At 74.1% G+C, this 16,533-nt stretch carries 11 protein-coding genes; 3 read left to right on the top strand and 8 right to left on the bottom strand.

The genetic code is table 11. The features are described 5' to 3' along the window. Positions 1-17: 17 nt before the first annotated feature. From BLW85_RS12050 to BLW85_RS12020, 7 genes are read right to left on the bottom strand one after another with little or no spacing between them, the layout of a single operon-like run. Positions 18-827 carry an HpcH/HpaI aldolase/citrate lyase family protein gene (locus tag BLW85_RS12050; protein WP_074992045.1) on the bottom strand — a complete coding sequence of 270 codons (810 nt, stop codon included), beginning with the start codon at positions 825-827 and terminating at the stop codon, positions 18-20. Beyond that, positions 824-2,071 carry a CaiB/BaiF CoA transferase family protein gene (locus tag BLW85_RS12045; RefSeq protein WP_244174852.1) on the bottom strand — a complete coding sequence of 416 codons (1,248 nt, stop codon included), beginning with the start codon at positions 2,069-2,071 and terminating at the stop codon, positions 824-826. Before BLW85_RS12045 ends, BLW85_RS12050 begins: the two co-directional genes overlap by 4 nt. Beyond that, positions 2,068-2,961, bottom strand: coding sequence for a ribokinase (gene rbsK, locus BLW85_RS12040; protein ID WP_074992044.1), 894 nt, complete (start codon positions 2,959-2,961; stop codon positions 2,068-2,070). Before rbsK ends, BLW85_RS12045 begins: the two co-directional genes overlap by 4 nt. Then, positions 2,958-4,319: an ADP-ribosylglycohydrolase family protein gene (locus BLW85_RS12035; RefSeq protein ID WP_074992043.1), complete on the bottom strand. Its 1,362-nt coding sequence runs from the start codon at positions 4,317-4,319 to the stop codon at positions 2,958-2,960. Before BLW85_RS12035 ends, rbsK begins: the two co-directional genes overlap by 4 nt. Next, complete coding sequence (locus tag BLW85_RS12030; protein ID WP_074992042.1) at positions 4,307-5,506, bottom strand: ADP-ribosylglycohydrolase family protein; 1,200 nt, start codon at positions 5,504-5,506, stop codon at positions 4,307-4,309. The genes BLW85_RS12035 and BLW85_RS12030 overlap by 13 nt, the downstream gene beginning before the upstream one ends. A gap of 7 nt (positions 5,507-5,513) precedes the next feature. Further along, a complete protein-coding gene (locus BLW85_RS12025; RefSeq protein WP_070028536.1) occupies positions 5,514-6,632 on the bottom strand; it encodes an ADP-ribosylglycohydrolase family protein in 1,119 nt (372 codons plus the stop codon). Next, entirely contained in the window at positions 6,629-7,999 is a 1,371-nt protein-coding gene (locus BLW85_RS12020) for an ADP-ribosylglycohydrolase family protein (protein ID WP_079172320.1), read from the bottom strand. Before BLW85_RS12020 ends, BLW85_RS12025 begins: the two co-directional genes overlap by 4 nt. Before the next feature lie 273 nt (positions 8,000-8,272). Here BLW85_RS12020 and BLW85_RS12015 point away from each other — a divergent pair, with 273 nt between their 5' ends. The 3 genes from BLW85_RS12015 (at position 8,273) to BLW85_RS12005 (ending at position 15,499) form a co-directional block, all read left to right on the top strand. Further along, entirely contained in the window at positions 8,273-9,004 is a 732-nt protein-coding gene (locus tag BLW85_RS12015) for a VIT1/CCC1 transporter family protein (protein WP_070028535.1), read from the top strand. A 527-nt stretch (positions 9,005-9,531) separates the two neighbouring features. Next, positions 9,532-14,043, top strand: coding sequence for a glutamate synthase large subunit (gene gltB / locus BLW85_RS12010; RefSeq protein WP_074992041.1), 4,512 nt, complete (start codon positions 9,532-9,534; stop codon positions 14,041-14,043). Beyond that, a complete protein-coding gene (locus tag BLW85_RS12005; RefSeq protein WP_074992040.1) occupies positions 14,036-15,499 on the top strand; it encodes a glutamate synthase subunit beta in 1,464 nt (487 codons plus the stop codon). Before gltB ends, BLW85_RS12005 begins: the two co-directional genes overlap by 8 nt. A 115-nt stretch (positions 15,500-15,614) precedes the next feature. On the opposite strand, the gene BLW85_RS12000 is transcribed toward BLW85_RS12005, so the two are convergent. After that, a complete protein-coding gene (locus BLW85_RS12000) occupies positions 15,615-16,481 on the bottom strand; it encodes a rhomboid family intramembrane serine protease (RefSeq protein WP_074992039.1) in 867 nt (288 codons plus the stop codon). Positions 16,482-16,533 lie beyond the last annotated feature (52 nt).

Here is a 16,533-nt window from a genome sequence, read left to right as displayed (position 1 = left end):
ATCCGTGTGGGCCCGCCTCAGCTCCCTCTGCGGGCGAGGGACAGCGTGCGGCGGGCCTCGGCCACCACGGCCGCGTCGACGAAGCGGCCGTCGGGCAGCGCTTGGGCGCCCTCCTGGGCGGTGGCGGCCTTGAGGACGGTCTCGGCGTGCTCGACCTCCGTCGGGCTGGGCAGATAGGCGCGCTCGATCACCGGGAGCTGGCGCGGGTGGATCGCGGCGCGGCCGAGGAAGCCCAGGGCGCGGCCGTGGGCGCAGGAGGCGGCCAGCCCCTCCAGGTCGCGGATGTCGGGGTGGACCGTCTGCGGCGGTGGCGGCAGCCCCGCGGCGCGGGCCGCGACGATCACGCGGGAGCGCGGCCAGTCCAGCCCCGCGTCCGCCCGCACCCCCAGGTCGGCCCGGAGGTCCGTCTCGCCCAGGGAGATGCCCCGCAGGGCCGGGTGCGCGCGGGCGATGGCGTACGCGCGCTCGATGGCGAGGGCCGACTCCAGCAGCGCGTGGAGGGGGAGCGGGGTGCGCGCGGCGACCTGGCGTACCTCCGCCGGGGCCGTCACCTTCGGCAGCCGGAGCGCGGACAGGCCCCGCAGCCCGGCGAGCGCCGCGAGGTCGGCGCTCGCCCACGGGGTGCCCAGGGCGTTGACGCGGACGTGCACCGGCACCGGCGGCGGCTCCGCGAGGAGGTCGGCCGTGGCGTCCCGCGCGTACTCCTTGCGGTCGGGGGCCACCGCGTCCTCCAGGTCGATCACCACCACGTCGGCGCCCGCCGACAGCGCCTTGGCGATCACCCGGGGCCGGTCGCCGGGAACGTAGAGCCAGGTCAGCGGGGTCACAGCGCGCCCTCCTCGCGCAGCGCGGCGATCTCGTCCGGGGTGAGGCCCAGCTCGGTGAGGACCGCGTCGGTGTCCGCGCCGTGCGGGCGGCCGGCCCAGCGAATCGCGCCGGGGGTCTCGGACAGCCGGAACAGCACGTTCTGCAACCGCAGCGGGCCCAGCTCCGGGTCCGGCACGGTGGTCACCGTGTCCAGGGCCCGGTACTGGGGGTCCGCCAGCACGTCCCGGACGTCCTGCACCGGAGCCACCGCCGCCTGTGCCGCCTCGAACGCGGCCAGGACCTCCGCGCGGGTGCGGGCGGCGATCCAGGTGCCGACGGCCTCGTCCAGCACGTCGGCGTGCGCGGCCCGGCCCGCGCCGGTGGCGAACCACGGCTGCTCGGTCAGCTCCGGGCGCCCCACCAGCCGCAGCACCCGTTCCGCGACCGACTGCGCGGAGGTGGAGACGGCGACCCAGGTGCCGTCGGCGGTGCGGTACGTGTTGCGCGGGGCGTTGTTCGCGGACCGGTTGCCGGTGCGTTCCTGGACGTAGCCGAGCTGGTCGTACCAGGTGGGGTGCGGGCCGAGCACGGACAGGATCGGCTCGATGATCGCCATGTCCACGACCTGCCCGGCGCCGGTGCGCTCGCGCGCGGCCAGCGCGGTCAGCACGCCGTACGCGGTGGTCAGGCCCGCGATCGAGTCGGCGAGTCCGAAGGGCGGCAGCACCGGGGGCGCCTCCGGCTCCCCGGTGAGCGCGGCGAAGCCGCTCATCGCCTCGGCGAGGGTGCCGAAGCCGGGGCGGTGCGCGTACGGCCCGAACTGGCCGAACGCGGTGACTCGGGCGAGCACCAGTCGGGGGTTGGCCGCGGACAGCGCGTCCCAGCCCAGGCCCCACCTCTCCAGGGTGCCGGGGCGGAAGTTCTCGATCACCACGTCGGCGGTGGCGGCGAGCCGCAGCAGCGTCGCCCGGCCGCCCGGCCGGGACAGGTCGAGGGTGATGGCGCGCTTGTTGCGGCCGAGCACCTTCCACCACAGGCCCACCCCGTCCTTGGCCGGTCCGTGGCCCCGGGACGGGTCCGGCCGCAGCGGATGCTCGACCTTGATCACCTCTGCGCCGAAGTCGCCGAGCAGCGACGCGGCCATGGGGCCGGCGAAGAGCGTCGCCAGGTCCAGCACCCGCAGCCCGCCCAGCGCCGGGACCCCGAGTGGCGCCGGGTCCCCGGGGATGGCCGGGTTCCCGGGGGGCGTCGGCTCCCCGCTCATGAGGTGAACCGCGCGTCGATCTCCGGGCGGTACGGCATCGAGGCGGACGCCCCCGCCCGCTCGACCGTGAGCGAGGCCGCGGCGGCGGCCCAGGACAGGGCCTCGCGCACGGGCTTCTCCTCGGCGAGGGCCACCGCGAGGGCCCCGGCGAAGGTGTCGCCCGCGCCGGTGGGGTCCACGGCCTCGACCCGCGGCGCGGGCACCACCAGCGGCTCCGCGTCGCGGGTCACGTACAGACAGCCGGTCGCGCCCAGCGTGACCACCGCGCACGGCACCGCCTCCAGCAGCGCGGCGGCGGCCGTCCGCGGGTCGGGGTGTCCGGTGAGGGTGATCGCCTCCTCCTCGTTGGGCACCAACAAGTCGGTCGAGGCGAGGAGTTCGGGCGGCAGCGGCCGGGCGGGCGACGGCGTCAGGATGGTCCGGACCCCGTGCCGGCGGGCGGCCTCGGCACCCGCGACCACCGCCGCCAGGGGGATCTCCAGCTGGAGCAGCAGCGCGTCGGCGGAGGCGATCACCCCCTCGTCGCCGGGCGAGAGGTGGTCGACGGTGCCGTTGGCGCCCGGGACGACGACGATCGAGTTGCCGCCCTCGTCGTCCACCACGATGTGCGCGGTGCCGGACGGGCCCTCGACCGTGCGCAGGAAGTCCGTGTCCACACCGGAGTGTTCGAGGGTCTCCCGCAGCCGCGCCCCGAACGCGTCGGTGCCGACCGCGCCGATCATCGACACAGTGGCCCCGGCCCGCGCGGCGGCGATCGCCTGTCCCGCGCCCTTGCCGCCGGGGATCGTGCGGAACTCCCGGCCGGTCACGGTCTCCCCGGGCCGCGGGGCCCTGGCGGCACGGGTGACGAGGTCCATGGTGGTGCTGCCGAGGACGGCGATGTGGGTCATGGGCGGATCGCCTCCAGGTGCGTGAGGTGGGCCAGGGCGTCGAAGCCGCTGCCGTCGAAGTCGGCGACGCCGGTGGCGAGCCGGTTCTTCAGCGGCACCCGCCAGTGCTCGGGGAGCGCGGTGGGGGAGCCCGCGAGGAGCCCGGCGACACTGCCCGCCGTCGCGCCGACCGAGTCGGTGTCCAGACCGCCCGCCACCGCGCGGCGCACGGAGCCGGTGAAGTCGCCGTCGGCGTGGGCGAGGGCGGCGACCAGCAGGGCGGTGTTGGGGATGGCGTGCACCCAGTGGTGGGTGGGGGCGTAGCGGGCGTGGAGCTCGTCCACCACGTCGTCGAAGTCCTCGTGCGCGGCGGCGAGGCGCAGCGCGTGCCCGATGGCCTCGGCCAGCCGGGAGCGGGGCGGGACCACCGTCCGGCCCGCCCGCAGACAGGCGTGCACGTCGTGTTCGCCGGTGGCGGCCGTGGCGAGGGTGGCGGCGGTGAACATGGCCGCGTAGACGCCGTTGGTGGTGTGCGTCAACACCGCGTCCCGGTAGGCCTGTTCGGCGGCGCCGGCCGGGTCGCCGGGGTTGGTCCAGCCGTGCACGTCGGCGCGGATCAGGGCGCCGATCCACTCCCGGAACGGGTTGCGGTGCCGGGCGGTGTGCGGTGGTTCGACGCCGGTGAGCAGGTTGCGGTAGGCGAGGCGTTCCGCGGTGAACGTCCGGCCGGGCGGCAGCTCTTCGAGCCACAGCCGGGCCACGTCCTCGGTGGTGAAGTTCCTGCCGTGGCGCTGGAGCAGCAGCAGGTTGAGCAGGGGGTAGTCGAGGTCGTCGTCCGCGGGCATGCCGTCGATGTTCTCGGCGAGGGAGGTGGCGGCCGAGCGGCGGTTCCAGGGGTGGGCGGCGAGCAGCTCCCCGGGGACGCCCCGGGCGGTGAAGTAGCCGCCGAGCGGCCAGTTCCCGGCCGCCCTGGCCAGGGCGCGGATACCGTCCAGGGGCAGCTTCTCCACCGGTTTGCCCAGCAGGCAGCCGATGGCCCGGCCCAGCCAGGACGCCTCCAGCGCGAGCGGTCCCGGCGACGGGGCGGGCCGCGGGGCGGGCCAGTCGGGGCACGCCGCGCGGATCGCGGCCAGCTCGGTCGGCTCGTCGTCGGCCAGCCGGCTGGGCAGATCGGCCAGTTCGTCCAGCAGGTCCTCGGCCAGCAGCCGCAGATAGCGGGAGACGCGGTGCGCGGAGGCGCCCGCGCGCTCCGGGGCGTCCGGACCGCCCGCCGCCCGCCAGCGCTCCTCGATCCGCGACGGCTCCCGGCCGTCCAGGCGGGCCTGGCGCAGTTCGTGGCCGAGCAGGTCCTCGGGCTGGACCCAGGTCAGTCGGAGCACGGCGTACCTCCCAGGGCGGCGAAGGCCCGTTCGTGGGCGCGGCGCCGCTCGACGTCGCGGGCGAAGATCTCGCGGGCGACCCGGGCGAGGGTGCGGGCCGGCCGCCACAGGTCCAGGCGGCTCGCCCGCGCCACGGTCCGCGCCCACTCCTCGGGCACCGGGGAACCGAGGGCGCCCGCGAGCGCACCGGCCATCGTGGCGATCGAGTCGCAGTCGCGGCCGTAGTTGACCGAACCGAGCACCGCCTGCCGGTAGTCGCCGCCGCAGACCACCAACATGCCGAGCGCCACGGGCAGTTCCTCGATGGAGTGCAGCCGGGAGGGGCGGCGGGCGGCGAGGGAGGGGGCGCGGTAGTCCGGGCCGACCGTGTCGTACGGGGCGACGGCCGCGCGCAGCGGTCCGAGCGCCGGTTCGAACTCGTCGTATCCGCAGGCCACTTCGCAGACCTTCTCGATCGCCGTCCGGGTGCCGTCCTTGGCCGTCGCCAGGCAGGCGGCCACCACCGAGTCCGGGGTCGCGTCCGGCGCGGTGGCGGCGGCGACGGCCGCGGCGAAGACACCGGCCGCCTCCCTGCCGTACGACGACTGGTGGGCACCGGCGACGTCCAGCGCCTCCGCGTACGCGGCCCGCGGATCGGCCGCGTTGACCAGGCCGACGGGGGCCATGTACATCGCCGCACCGCAGTTGACGATGTTGCCGACGCCCGCCTCCCGGGGGTCCGCGTGCCCGTAGGCGAGCCGGGCCACCAGCCACTTCTCGGCGAGGAACAGCCGGTGCAGCGGCAGTGCCTCCGCCTCCAGTTCGGGGATCCAGCGGGGCTCGGTCATCAGGTCCGGCACCAGGTGCTCGGCCAGCGCGTAGGCGTCGAGGTGGTCCCGGACCCGGTCGTAGACCCGGATCAGCGCGTGGGTCATCAGGGTGTCGTCGGTGACGTGGCCGTCGCCCTTGTGGTAAGGCGCCAAGGGGCGGGCGGTGCGCCAGGCGTCGCCGTGCCAGGGGCCGACGATGCCGCGCACCCGGCCGCCGTGCCGTTCGGTGATCTGCTCGGGGGAGTACCCCTCGACGGGTCCGCCGAGGGCGTCACCGACGGCGGCGCCGACGAGGGCGCCGGTGATCCGGTCGTCCAGACCGGGCGAGCGGAGCCCGGCGCGCTCCTCTTCGGGGCCTTTGAGTTGCATGGGCGTCATGCCCGAATCATCCTCCTGGGCGGGCCGGTTGTGCGGCTTCCAGGAGTCCGGCGAGTTCCACCAGGTCGGTGCCGGTGAGCCTCGGCAGGGCACAGCCCGGCAGGACGCGGCAGGCGTCGCGCCAGGTCTCCGGGATCGCCGCGCCGCCGCCGAGGGCGCCGGTGAGGGCGCCCGCGAGCGCGGGGGCCGAGTCGGCGACCCGGGACAGACAGGCGGCGGCGGGTACGGCCTCGGCGATCCGGCCGCGGGCGGCGGTGGCCAGCGCGAGGGCGACGGGGACGGTCTCGGCGGCCGCGACGCCGTAGCTGTAGACGTGGTCCACGATCTGGTGCTCCAGCACGGGGACGAGGGCGAAGGCGGGCGCGCCGTCCTCGGCGAGGGCGAGCGCGTGCCGGGCGTTGCGGCCGATCTCGGTGTCGGGCGGGAGTTCGGCGAGGGCGGCCGTGACGCAGGCGCCGGGGTCCGCGCCGGCCAGGGCGAGCGCCACGGCGGCCGCCATGGCCCGGGCGCCGTGCACGCCGTCGCCGTCCTGGGTGTAGCGGGCGTCGAACTCGGCGAGGGCGGCGGCGCGTTCGGGGTCGCCGGGGTGGGCCACCGCCAGGGCGCAGGCGCGGACGCAGGCCGCGTCGTCGAAGTAGTGCGGGTTGTCGTGACCGGTGGCGGGCGGGCGCAGGCCGGTGGCGAGGTTGCCGAGACCGGCCCGCACCGAGATCCGGGCGCGCAGCGGGAGCACGGCGGACTCGATCTCCGGCGCGCGGTCCGCGGCGGCGGCGACCTCGCAGGCGACAGCGGTCCAGGTGAGGTCGATGGCGGCGCGCATCCGGCGGTCCCGGCTGAGGTCGCCGAGGGCGTCGTCGGTGCCGGCCCGCAGGACCGCCTCCGCGGCGAAGGCCGCCCATTCGGCGTCGTCGGAGGGGCCGAGGCGGAGCGGGCCGGGCGGCTGGTTCAGGGCGATCGGCACCGGGAGGGTGGTGGTCGCGTTCTGTTCCGCGAAGGCGTCCAGCTCCCGGGTGAGACGGCGGGTCCACTCGGGCATGCGGGCGGCGCGGTGCCGGGCGGCGGGCCAGCCTGCGGCGTCGCCCGCGGCGAGGCCCAGCAGCAGCCCCTCGACCCGTCGCGGCCTCACGACCGGCCCTCGCGGTCCGCGCCGACGAGGGGACTGAGCACCCTGGACCACCGGACCTTCCCCCGCCTGCCACCCGGCTCGGCGGACCGGAGCGGGGGCGCAGGGGCCGTGGCCGGGGGCAGCTCGGCGGGCTGGGGGGCGGGGGGCAGGGAGGGCGCGGGCGGGTCGGTGGGGAGGGTGGCCGGGGGGAGCGACGGTGCGGGCGGATCGGCGGGCTGGAGGGCCGCCGGGAGGGGTGACGCGACTGGGCTGGTGGGTTGCTGGGCCGGGGAGGTCGACGGCGCGGGCGGCTCGGTGGGTTGGAGGGCCGCGGCAAGAGGGGACACGAGTGGTTCGGTGGGGCGGAGCGGCGCGGGTGGTTCCGCGGGCGGCGGTACCAGCAGGTCCGCCACCTCCTCCACCCGCCGTCCCGCCATCGACGGCAGGCACCGCCCCCGCACCGGGCCGATCGCCTCGGCCCAGTGCGGCGGGATCGCGGCCGCGCCCCGGGTCGCGCCGGCCAGGGCGCCCGCCACCGCCGCCGTGGTGTCGGCGTCGCGGCCCATGTTGACGGCCGTGAGGACCGCCTCGCGGAAGTCGCCGTCGGCCGTGGCGTAGGCGCCGAAGGCGAGGGCGACGGCCTCGGGGGCGAGGTCGGTCCAGGGATAGCCGCCGATGACGACGGCGGAACGGACGGCGCGCTCGCCGCGGTGGGCCACGGCCACGGCGCGGCGCAGCGAGCGGGCGGTCCAGGAGTCGTCCGGGATCACCGCGAGCGCGGCGGCGATCACCACCGGGACCGGTGCGCCCGCCATGGCCGCGGCCACCCCGGCCGCGACCGCCTGCCCGCCGTGGATGCCCTCGCCCTCGTGGCTGACCGCGCCGTCGATCGCGACCAGGCGGGCCGCCTCCCCGGGGCGCCCGGCCGCGAACACCCCGAAGGGGGCCGCCCGCATCGCCAGGCCGTCGCTCCAGGCGTGCCGGTGCTGCGCGGAGACCGGCGCGGCCAGGCCCCGGCGCAGGTTCTCCAGCGTGCCCCGCTCGCTGAAGCCCGCGCCGCGGAAGGTGCCCTCGGCCCGGTCGGCGATCCACTCGTGCCAGGCCGCCTCCACGTGCGCCGGGGTGAGCGCCGAGCCGTGCCGGGCCAGCAGCAGGCCCGAGAAGAGCGCGTACTCGGTGTCGTCCGTGCCCTGCGGCCGGTCGGTCACGAAGTCCGTGATGCGGCCCCAGCGGGCGCGGATCTCGGAGGGCTTCAGGTTCTCCGCGGGGGCGCCGAGCGCGTCGCCGACGGCCAGGCCGAGCAGGGCGCCCCGGGCCCGGTCGCGGAGCCCGGGGGCCGCTTCGGGCGAGGGGAGCGGGGGTGGGGGAGTGCAGGCGGTCGATGCCATGGGCGGTCTCCTTCGGCGGGGCCCACCTGGGCCCGCGGACCCTTTGCGGATGTGTCCCACCACGGACCGGTGCGCGTGCCTCGGAAGGGCGCCTGTCACCCGCTCGGCCACCTGAGCGGAAAGGGGCGCGGATGAGCGCAAAAAGTGTAAAGCCGCAGGTTAGCCGAGCCTTCCCTTGCTGGCGGCGCGAGCCGGAACGGCATAGATTGCCTTTAGTCGAAAAGTAGAACTCGTCCAAAGTTAGCTTTGGCTAAGCTTAATTCGGGGAACCTCATGGCCATCATCGAAACCGAGGCCGCGCTGCACGAAGCGCACCGCGACAACCACACGCACCGCGATGTGAACGGCGGCTGGCTGCGCCCCGCCGTCTTCGGCGCGATGGACGGCCTGGTCTCCAACCTCGCCCTGATGACCGGTGTGGCCGGCGGCTCCGTCAGCCACCAGACCATCGTCATCACCGGACTCGCGGGACTCGCCGCGGGCGCCTTCTCCATGGCGGCCGGCGAGTACACCTCCGTCGCCTCCCAGCGCGAGCTGGTCCAGGCGGAGCTGGACGTCGAGCGCCGTGAGCTGCGCCGGCACCCGCAGGACGAGGAGGACGAGCTGGCGGCGCTCTACGTCGCCCGGGGCGTGGCCCCCGAGCTGGCCCGTGAGGTGGCCCGGCAGCTGTCCAAGGATCCCGAGCAGGCCCTGGAGATACACGCCCGCGAGGAGCTGGGCATCGACCCCGGCGACCTGCCGTCGCCGCTGGTCGCGGCCGTCTCCTCGTTCGGCTCCTTCGCCCTGGGCGCGCTGCTGCCGGTGCTGCCGTACCTGCTCGGCGCCACCGCGCTGTGGCCCGCCCTGGTGCTCGCGCTGATCGGACTCTTCGGTTGCGGCGCCGTCGTGGCGAAGGTGACCGCGCGCAGCTGGTGGTTCAGCGGGCTGCGGCAGCTCGCGCTGGGTGGCGCGGCCGCCGGTGTGACGTACGCCCTGGGTGTGCTGTTCGGAACGGCCGTAGGATGACGGCATCCGCTACCTATGCGATGGGCCGCATAAGTAGCCGTTACCCGCTGGTTTCGGATGTGTGACCACGGGGCATGAGCCGTAAGCGCTGTGGGCAATGACGCCTGCCGCACCCCGCGGGGTGGGCCGACGACGATCCCCCCGCTTCTTCGGGCCGACGGGCACCGGCGGGACCGATGGTCCGGCGGTGACCCAGCGGCCCCCGCACGCGTTCGCCGCCATGAGCGGCACCCGGCCGCTTCGTGCGGTTGCCTCCGCCGCCCCCGCGCGGCACCCTGGCACCCCCGCCACCCACCCTGGGGTGTCCGCATTTTGGAACGGAGCTTCCGCTTTCCGAGATCCGGTCCATCATGTAACCTGCACGAAATTTCGCCACCTCCGCAGAGGGCCAACGTCGTCCCTCGGCACACGCCACATGCCACATGACGACGACGGGAGAGCCGATGCGTACGCCGCGCCAGCCGTCCCAGCATTCCGAGAACGGCCAGAACTGGTCGTTCATGGATGCTCGCCCTGCTGCGCAGGGTATGTACGACCCCCGCAACGAACACGACGCCTGCGGCGTCGGTTTCGTCGCCACCCTCACCGGCGAGGCCTCCCACACCCTGGTCGAGCAGGCGCTCACCGTGCTCCGCAACCTGGAGCACCGCGGCGCCACCGGCTCCGAGCCGGACTCGGGCGACGGCGCGGGCCTGCTCTCGCAGGTGCCGGACGCCTTCTTCCGCGAGGTGGCCGGATTCGAACTGCCCGCCGCCGGCTCCTACGCCGTCGGCATCGCCTTCCTGCCCGAGGACGGCACCGAGGAGATCGTCTCGGCCATCGAGACGATCGCCGGCGAGGAGGGCCTGACCGTCCTCGGCTGGCGCGAGGTCCCGGTCGCCCCCGAGCTGCTGGGCGCGACGGCCCGCTCCACCATGCCGGTCTTCCGGCAGATCTTCGTGGCCGACGGGGAGAGCACGGGCATCGCGCTGGACCGCAAGGCGTTCGTGCTGCGCAAGCGCGCCGAGCACGAGGCGGGCGTCTACTTCCCGTCGCTGTCCGCGCGCACCATCGTCTACAAGGGCATGCTGACCACCGGCCAGCTGGAGCCCTTCTTCCCGGACCTGTCCGACCGCCGCTTCGCCTCCGCGATCGCGCTGGTGCACTCCCGGTTCTCCACCAACACCTTCCCCTCGTGGCCGCTCGCGCACCCGTACCGGTTCATCGCCCACAACGGTGAGATCAACACCGTCCAGGGCAACCGCAACTGGATGCGCGCCCGCGAGTCCCGGCTCGCCTCCGACCTGTTCGGCCCCGCGGAGAAGCTGGAGCGCATCTTCCCGGTGTGCACCCCCGGCGCCTCCGACTCCGCCTCCTTCGACGAGGTCCTGGAACTGCTGCACCTCGGCGGCCGTTCGCTGCCGCACTCCGTGCTGATGATGATCCCGGAGGCCTGGGAGAACCACGCCTCGATGGACCAGGCCCGGCGCGCCTTCTACGGCTACCACGCCACGATGATGGAGCCCTGGGACGGCCCCGCCTGCGTCACCTTCACCGACGGCACCCAGGTCGGCGCCGTGCTCGACCGCAACGGTCTGCGCCCCGGCCGCTACTGGGTCACCGACGACGGCCTCGTGGTGCTCGGCTCCGAGGTCGGCGTCCTCGACATCGACCCGGCCCGGGTCGTCCGCAAGGGCCGCCTCCAGCCCGGCCGGATGTTCCTCGTGGACACCGCCGAGCACCGCATCATCGAGGACGACGAGATCAAGTCGTCCCTCGCCGGTGCGCAGCCCTACGCCGAGTGGCTGGAGGCCGGCGAGATCGAGCTGGGCGACCTGCCCGAGCGCGAGCACATCGTGCACACCCACGCCTCGGTCACCCGCCGCCAGCAGACGTTCGGGTACACCGAGGAGGAGCTGCGCGTCATCCTCGCCCCGATGGCCCGCACCGGCGCCGAGCCGATCGGTTCCATGGGCACCGACTCGCCCATCGCGGCCCTGTCCGAGCGCCCGCGCCTGCTCTTCGACTACTTCACCCAGCTGTTCGCCCAGGTCACCAACCCGCCGCTGGACGCCATCCGCGAGGAGCTGGTCACCTCGCTGCGCAGCGCCCTCGGCCCGCAGGGCAACCTGCTGGAGCCGACCGCGGCCTCCTGCCGGTCCGTCATGCTGCCCTTCCCGGTGATCGACAACGACGAGCTGGCCAAGCTCATCCACATCAACGCCGACGGCGACATGCCCGGCTTCAAGGCCGCCACCCTCTCCGGCCTGTACCGGGTGAGCGGCGGCGGCGAGGCGCTGGCCGCCCGCATCGACGAGATGTGCGCCGAGGCCGACGCGGCCATCGAGAACGGCGCCCGGCTGATCGTCCTGTCCGACCGGCACTCCGACGCCGAGCACGCGCCGATCCCCTCGCTGCTGCTCACCGCCGCCGTCCACCACCACCTGATCCGCACCAAGCAGCGCACCCACGTGGGCCTGCTGGTCGAGGCCGGCGACGTCCGCGAGGTCCACCACGTGGCCCTGCTGATCGGCTACGGCGCCGCCGCCGTCAACCCCTACCTCGCGATGGAGTCGGTGGAGGACCTGCTGCGCGCGGGCACCTTCCTCGACGGCATCGACACCGAGCAGGCCATCAAGAACCTGATCTACGCCCTCGGCAAGGGCGTCCTGAAGGTCATGTCCAAGATGGGCATCTCCACCGTCGCCTCCTACCGGGGCGCCCAGGTGTTCGAGGCCGTCGGCCTGGACGAGTCCTTCGTGGAGAAGTACTTCAACGGCACCACCACCAAGATCGGCGGCGTCGGCATCGACGTCATCGCCGGCGAGGTCGCCGCCCGCCACGCCAAGGCCTACCCGGCCTCCGGCATCGCGCCCGCGCACCGCACCCTGGAGATCGGCGGCGAGTACCAGTGGCGCCGCGAGGGCGAGCCGCACCTGTTCGACCCGGAGACGGTCTTCCGCCTCCAGCACTCCACCCGCACCGGCCGGTTCGACATCTTCAAGAAGTACACCGCCCGGGTGAACGAGCAGTCCGAGCGCCTGATGACGCTGCGCGGCCTGTTCGGCTTCACCTCGGACCGGGCGCCGATCCCGGTCGAGGAGGTCGAGCCGGTCAGCGAGATCGTCAAGCGGTTCTCCACCGGCGCCATGTCGTACGGCTCCATCTCCAAGGAGGCGCACGAGACCCTCGCCATCGCCATGAACCAGCTGGGCGGCAAGTCCAACACCGGTGAGGGCGGCGAGGACCCGGAGCGGCTGTACGACCCCGCGCGCCGCTCGGCGATCAAGCAGGTCGCCTCCGGCCGCTTCGGCGTGACCTCCGAGTACCTGGTCAACGCGGACGACATCCAGATCAAGATGGCCCAGGGCGCCAAGCCCGGCGAGGGCGGCCAGCTGCCCGGCCACAAGGTCTACCCGTGGGTCGCCAAGACCCGGCACTCGACGCCGGGCGTGGGCCTGATCTCCCCGCCGCCGCACCACGACATCTACTCCATCGAGGACCTCGCCCAGCTGATCCACGACCTGAAGAACGCCAACCCCCAGGCGCGGATCCACGTCAAGCTGGTCTCCGAGGTCGGCGTCGGCACCGTCGCGGCTGGCGTCTCCAAGGCGCACGCGGACGTCGTGCTGATCTCCGGTCACGACGGCGGCACCGGTGCCTCCCCGCTGACCTCCCTCAAGCACGCGGGCGGCCCCTGGGAGCTGGGCCTCGCCGAGACCCAGCAGACGCTGCTGCTCAACGGCCTGCGCGACCGGATCGTCGTACAGACCGACGGCCAGCTCAAGACCGGCCGTGACGTGGTCATCGCCGCGCTGCTCGGCGCCGAGGAGTTCGGTTTCGCGACCGCGCCGCTCGTCGTCTCCGGCTGCGTCATGATGCGCGTCTGCCACCTGGACACCTGTCCGGTCGGCATCGCCACCCAGAACCCGGTGCTGCGCGAGCGCTTCGCCGGCAAGGCCGAGCACATCGTGAACTTCTTCCGGTTCATCGCCGAGGAGGTCCGCGAACTCCTGGCCGAGCTGGGCTTCCGCTCCATCGAGGAGGCCGTCGGCCACGCCGAGGTGCTGGACGTGCGGCGTGCCGTCGACCACTGGAAGGCGCAGGGCCTGGACCTGGCGCCGCTGTTCCACGTGCCCGACCTGCCCGAGGGCGCGGTCCGCCACCAGCAGATCGCCCAGGACCACGGCCTCCAGAAGGCCCTGGACAACGAGCTGATCAAGCTCGCCGCCGACGCCCTGGCCGCGAACGAGGCCACCGAGGCCCAGCCGGTGCGCGCCCAGGTCGCCATCCGCAACATCAACCGCACGGTCGGCACCATGCTCGGCCACGAGGTGACCAAGAAGTTCGGCGGCGCGGGCCTGCCCGACGACACCATCGACATCACCTTCACCGGCTCCGCCGGCCAGTCCTTCGGCGCGTTCCTGCCGCGCGGCATCACGCTGCGCCTGGAGGGCGACGCCAACGACTACGTCGGCAAGGGCCTCTCCGGCGGCCGGATCATCGTCCGCCCCGACCGCGCGGCCGACCACCTCGCCGAGTACTCGACGATCGCGGGCAACACCATCGGCTACGGCGCCACCAAGGGCGAGCTGTTCCTGCGCGGCCGGACCGGCGAGCGGTTCTGCGTGCGCAACTCGGGCGCGCTGGTCGTCTCCGAGGGCGTGGGCGACCACGGCTGCGAGTACATGACCGGCGGCCACGCCGTCGTCCTCGGCCCGACCGGCCGCAACTTCGCGGCGGGCATGTCCGGCGGTATCGCCTACGTCATCGACCTGGACCCGGCCAACGTCAACGCGGGCAACGCGGACGCCGTCCGGGAACTGGACGAGACGGACAAGCAGTGGCTGCACGACGTGGTGCGCCGCCACGCCGAGGAGACCGGCTCGACCGTCGCCGAGAAGCTGCTCGCCGACTGGGACGCGGCCGCGGCCCGGTTCAGCAAGATCATCCCCAGCACGTACCAGGCAGTGCTCGCCGCCAAGGACGCCGCCGAGCGAGCCGGTCTCTCCGAGACCGAGATCACCGAGAAGATGATGGAGGCGGCGACCAATGGCTGATCCGAAGGGCTTCCTCAACCACGGCCGCGAGGTCGCCAGGACCCGTCCCGTCGCCGAGCGCGTCAAGGACTGGAACGAGGTCTACGTCCCCGGCTCCCTGCTGCCGATCGTCGGCAAGCAGGCCAGCCGGTGCATGGACTGCGGCATCCCGTTCTGCCACAACGGCTGCCCGCTCGGGAACCTGATCCCCGAGTGGAACGACTACGCCTACCGCGAGGACTGGGCCGCCGCCTACGAGCGGCTGCACGCCACCAACAACTTCCCGGAGTTCACCGGGCGGCTGTGCCCGGCGCCCTGCGAGTCGGCGTGTGTGCTCGGCATCAACCAGCAGCCGGTCACCATCAAGAACGTCGAGGTCTCCATCATCGACAAGGCGTGGGACAGCGGGCACGTCACCCCGCGCATCCCCGAGCGCCTGTCCGGCAAGACCGTCGCGGTGATCGGCTCGGGCCCCTCCGGCCTGGCCGCCGCCCAGCAGCTGACCCGGGCCGGCCACACGGTCGCCGTCTACGAGCGCGCGGACCGCATCGGCGGCCTGCTGCGGTACGGCATCCCCGAGTTCAAGATGGAGAAGCGGCACATCAACCGCCGCATCGAGCAGATGCGCGCGGAGGGCACCCGCTTCCGCACCGGCGTCGAGATCGGCCGCGACCTGAGCGCCCGTGACCTCAAGAAGCGCTACGACGCGATCGTGATCGCCGCCGGCGCCACCACCGCCCGCGACCTCCCGGTCCCCGGCCGGGAACTCAAGGGCATCTACCAGGCCATGGAGTACCTGCCGCTGGCCAACAAGGTGCAGGAGGGCGACTACGTGGTGTCGCCCGTCTCGGCCGAGGGCAAGCACGTCGTGGTCATCGGCGGCGGCGACACCGGCGCGGACTGCGTGGGCACCGCCCACCGGCAGGGCGCGGCCTCGGTCACCCAGCTGGAGATCATGCCCCGGCCGAACGAGGAGCGGCACCCCACCGGCCAGCCCTGGCCGACCTTCCCGATCCTCTACAAGGTCACCTCGGCCCACGAGGAGGGCGGCGAGCGGATCTACTCCGCCTCCACCACCCGCTTCGAGGGCGACGAGGACGGCAACGTGCAGTGGCTGCACCTGGCCGAGGTCGAGTTCGTGGACGGCAAGCTGACCCGGAAGCCGGGCACCGAGCGCCGTATCCCGGCCCAGCTGGTCACGCTGGCCATGGGCTTCACGGGCACCGACCGCGAGAACGGTCTGGTGGAGCAGCTCGGCCTGGAGCTGGACGAGCGGGGTAACATCGCCCGCGACGCCGACTTCCAGACCAACGTGCCGGGGGTGTTCGTCGCCGGTGACGCCGGCCGCGGGCAGTCCCTGATCGTCTGGGCGATCGCGGAGGGCCGCTCGGCCGCCCGCGGAGTCGACCGCTACCTGACCGGGGCCAGCGACCTGCCGGCCCCGATCCGCCCGACGGACCGCGCCCTCGCGGTCTGACGGCACCACGAGACGTTTCCGCACAAAGGCGTGCGGAACACCTGACGGCGCCTGCCCACTGTCCCCGACCGGACGACCGGGCAGGCGCCGTTGCCTTGCCCCGGTGCGGGCCCGCTCAGCCGGTCAGCGAGGTCGCCTTCAGCCAGGCGAGGACCAGCAGCAGCGCCGTCAGGGCCACGCACACCCCCGCCTGGACCACGGTGCGCCGCGCGTCGCGGGGCGCGTAGGCGAAGGCCAGCGTCACCACGCCGCCCGCCAGCAGCCCGCCCAGGTGGCCCTGCCAGGAGGTCAGCCCCGCGGAGATCACCAGCCACAGCAGCAGGCCCGCCATGGAGCGGTTGACCGCCCGCATGTCCTGGCCGAGGCGGCGGCCCATGACCCAGTAGGCGGCGCCGAGCCCGAAGATCGCGCCGGACGCGCCGACCGAGTACGACCCGGGGTCGAGCAGCAGCTCCAGCACCGAACCGCCGAGCGCGGACAGCAGATACAGGGCGGTGTAGCGGATGCGCCCCAACTGGGTCTCCACGACCCGGCCGACGTTCCACAGCGCCACCATGTTGAGCAGGATGTGGGTGATCCCGAACGTGCCCTCGCCGGGCGTCATGTGCAGGAACGCGCCGGTCAGCAGCCGGTACCACTCGCCGTGCGCCACCCCCTCGGGGACATAGCCGGCGGGCGAGGCGCCCAGCATGGCGAAGCGGTACTCGAACTCCGGCCGGGCCAGCTCCACCAGGTAGGCGACCACGTTCAGCCCGATCAGCACGTACGTCACCAGCGGCACCGTGCCGACCGGGGCCCCGAACACGGTCCGCGCCTGCCGGACGGAACGGGCGCCCTCCTTCACGCACTCCACGCACTGGTGGCCGACGGCGGCCTCCCGCATGCACGACGGGCAGATGTGGCGGTCGCAGCGGGTGCAGCGGACGTACGACTCCACCTGCGGATGACGGAAGCAGGTGGTCACAGCGGACTCGGCGGCCACGGGCCGGCTCCTCGGATAAGGGAGGGAAGGGGGATGACAACGGGCCGGTGGG

The organism is Streptomyces misionensis (assembly GCF_900104815.1).
Taxonomy (GTDB): Bacteria; Actinomycetota; Actinomycetes; order Streptomycetales; family Streptomycetaceae; genus Streptomyces; species Streptomyces misionensis.
Note: the sequence above shows the minus strand (reverse complement) of the source record. Positions and strands in the feature narration are given on the sequence as shown.

Coding starts and splice junctions, on each gene's coding strand:
- gltB (WP_074992041.1), top strand. CDS start 9,532: ATGTACGACCCCCGCAACGAACACGACGCCTGCGGCGTCGGTTTCGTC.
- BLW85_RS12045 (WP_244174852.1), bottom strand. CDS start 2,071: ATGAGCGGGGAGCCGACGCCCCCCGGGAACCCGGCCATCCCCGGGGAC.
- rbsK (WP_074992044.1), bottom strand. CDS start 2,961: ATGACCCACATCGCCGTCCTCGGCAGCACCACCATGGACCTCGTCACC.
- BLW85_RS12030 (WP_074992042.1), bottom strand. CDS start 5,506: ATGACGCCCATGCAACTCAAAGGCCCCGAAGAGGAGCGCGCCGGGCTC.
- BLW85_RS12020 (WP_079172320.1), bottom strand. CDS start 7,999: ATGGCATCGACCGCCTGCACTCCCCCACCCCCGCTCCCCTCGCCCGAA.
- BLW85_RS12005 (WP_074992040.1), top strand. CDS start 14,036: ATGGCTGATCCGAAGGGCTTCCTCAACCACGGCCGCGAGGTCGCCAGG.
- BLW85_RS12015 (WP_070028535.1), top strand. CDS start 8,273: ATGGCCATCATCGAAACCGAGGCCGCGCTGCACGAAGCGCACCGCGAC.